This window comes from Streptomyces boluensis (assembly GCF_009908195.1).
Classification (GTDB): Bacteria; Actinomycetota; Actinomycetes; order Streptomycetales; family Streptomycetaceae; genus Streptomyces; species Streptomyces boluensis.
In genome coordinates this window covers 1-2,052 of the sequence record NZ_JAAAHS010000659.1, presented here as the reverse complement: position 1 = coordinate 2,052, position 2,052 = coordinate 1, and the positions used below count along the sequence as shown (strand labels likewise).

At 72.8% G+C, this 2,052-nt stretch carries 2 protein-coding genes; both read right to left on the bottom strand.

Annotation, left to right across the window (positions count from 1 at the left end):
• Window positions 1–161: 161 nt before the first annotated feature.
• Entirely contained in the window at window positions 162–953 is a 792-nt protein-coding gene (locus GUY60_RS37175) for a VOC family protein (protein WP_161705918.1), read from the bottom strand.
• A 126-nt stretch (window positions 954–1,079) separates the two neighbouring features.
• On the bottom strand, window positions 1,080–1,727 hold the full coding sequence (locus GUY60_RS37170) for a hypothetical protein (protein ID WP_161705917.1): 648 nt from the start codon (window positions 1,725–1,727) through the stop codon (window positions 1,080–1,082).
• Window positions 1,728–2,052: the final 325 nt, after the last annotated feature.

Below are 2,052 nucleotides of genomic sequence, written 5' to 3'. Positions count from 1 at the left end.
CGCCCCAGTACCCGCCCCCGTACCCGTGCCCGTGCCCGTGCCGTGACACACCTGCACGATGCCCCGGCGGGCGCACCGGTGCCAAAGGGTTCACCGCGCGTGGCGTGTCGTACGCGCACCGCCGCACCCGTCGTGCCCCCACCCCGCGTCGCGCCCTCGCCTCAGGCCTCCCGCGGCGCGGGCGTCAGCACCGCGAAGCGCGCCCCGAACGGGTCCGCGAGCTTGGCCACCCGGCCGACGCCCTCCAGGTCCATGGGCCCGAACCGGACCGTGCCGCCGCGTCGGCGCGCGACGTCGGCCGCCGCGTCGCAGTCGGCCACCTCGAAGTACGGCAGCCAGTACGGCTCGCCCTCCGCCTCCAGCGGGTCGGACGCCTTCGGCACCACACCGCCGAACATCGCGTCCTCGTCCTTGCCGTCCGGGTACACCGTCACGTAACTCCCCCCGGGGAAAGGCACGTCGAAGGTGCGCAGGCCGAGCGCCTCGCCGTAGAACGCCGTGGCCGCGGGGACGTCTCCCGTGTACAGCTCGGCCCAGCAGAGCGTGCCAGGGCGGTCCACCGCCTCGAAGCCCGGCATGGTGCCGGCCTGCCAGAGGCTGAAGCCCGCGCCCGTCGGGTCGGTGCAGACCACCATCCGCCCGAGGTCGCCGACGTCCATGGGTTCCATGACGACCTCACCTCCGGCCTGCCGCACCGCCTTGGCGGTGGCTTCGGCGTCGGGCGTGCGGAAGTACAGCGACCAGGAAGGGGCGGCGTCGCTCTCCGGGACCTCCATCCCGCCGGCGACCGACTGGCCGTCGCTGCGGTACGTCACGTACCCGCCGAACTTCTCGCTGGCGCCCTCGGCCGTCCAGCCCAGGACTCCGGCGTAGAAGGCGTTGGCTCTGCCGATGTCGGGGGTGCCGACGTCCGTCCAGGTCAGCGAGCCGGCGACGAAACGGGTGGTGAGCATGACCGCTCCTTCGGGTGTCCCGTTTGTTCTGCCGCTACGAGTCTGGCACCGGGCACTGACAAGCGCGCCCTGGATCCCCGGCCGCGGACCGGGGGTTCAGGGCGCGTGGGATGCCGTCGGCGGCGGTCACTCGGCGGGGCGTGCCCGTACCGCCGTGATCACGATCCACAGGATCGAGGTGAAGCGGCCGAGCGGCAGCAGCAGCATGACCGCCTCGGTGGCGAAGGAGACGAGCGACAGCACGGCAAGCCCTGCCGCGACCGCACCCAGAACCGTGGTCCAGCGTGGCGCCCTCCGCGCGTGGGCGCGGGTGGCCGCGGCGACCATCAGGCCGAGCAGCGGGACGTGGATCTGGCCACCGGCGAGGAAGCCCAGATAGTGCAGCGTGTGCAGGGTGTCGCCGGTGGCACCCAGGACCGGGACCGCCACGTTGAGCAGGCCCGACACGGCGAGCGCGGCCGCGGCCGCCCAACCCGCCAACCGCGCCTGCCGGTTGCCGAGCGAGCCCGCGAAGAGTGCCAGCGGGAGGGCCGCCAGGGTGTGCAGGATGCCTTGGGCCAGGACCGTGCCCTGGTTGGCGGCGAAGTAGGACGCGGCCGCCGCCTCGGAGTCGAGGGGTGACGGGTAGGTGCCCGTGCCGATCAGGCCGGACAGGACCATCCCGCCGATGAAGAGTGCGGCGAAGCCGGCTCCGCCGAGAAGTACCTTGCGGGCCTCCGTGGTTGCCGTGCGGGGCACGGCTGCGGTGTGGGCGGGTACAGCGTCGGGGCTCATGGCTTGCTCCTCGTCGTCGGGCGGTCCGGTGCGTCGTGCAGGACGCTACGGATCCGGGCCCGCGCGTTCGTCCTCCCGTCAGCGGCAGTTGCGCTACTCCGCCGGGAGTACGCCGCCCCGGCCGACCGCATCCGACCAGCACCCGGGCACCGGTCGAGCGCTGGTCGCCGGCAGCCGGAAACCCCTCCACGAAGATCGCCGACTTATGAAGGATCCTTCCGGAAGAGAGCGCTCTCAGCCACAACTCTTGACGCCAGTACGGGACTTGGCCAAGGTGGTCGCCACGCGGGCGCCCCCACCCCCCCCCGCTGTCTCTTATACACAA

Coding starts and splice junctions, on each gene's coding strand:
- GUY60_RS37175 (WP_161705918.1), bottom strand. CDS start 953: ATGCTCACCACCCGTTTCGTCGCCGGCTCGCTGACCTGGACGGACGTC.
- GUY60_RS37170 (WP_161705917.1), bottom strand. CDS start 1,727: ATGAGCCCCGACGCTGTACCCGCCCACACCGCAGCCGTGCCCCGCACG.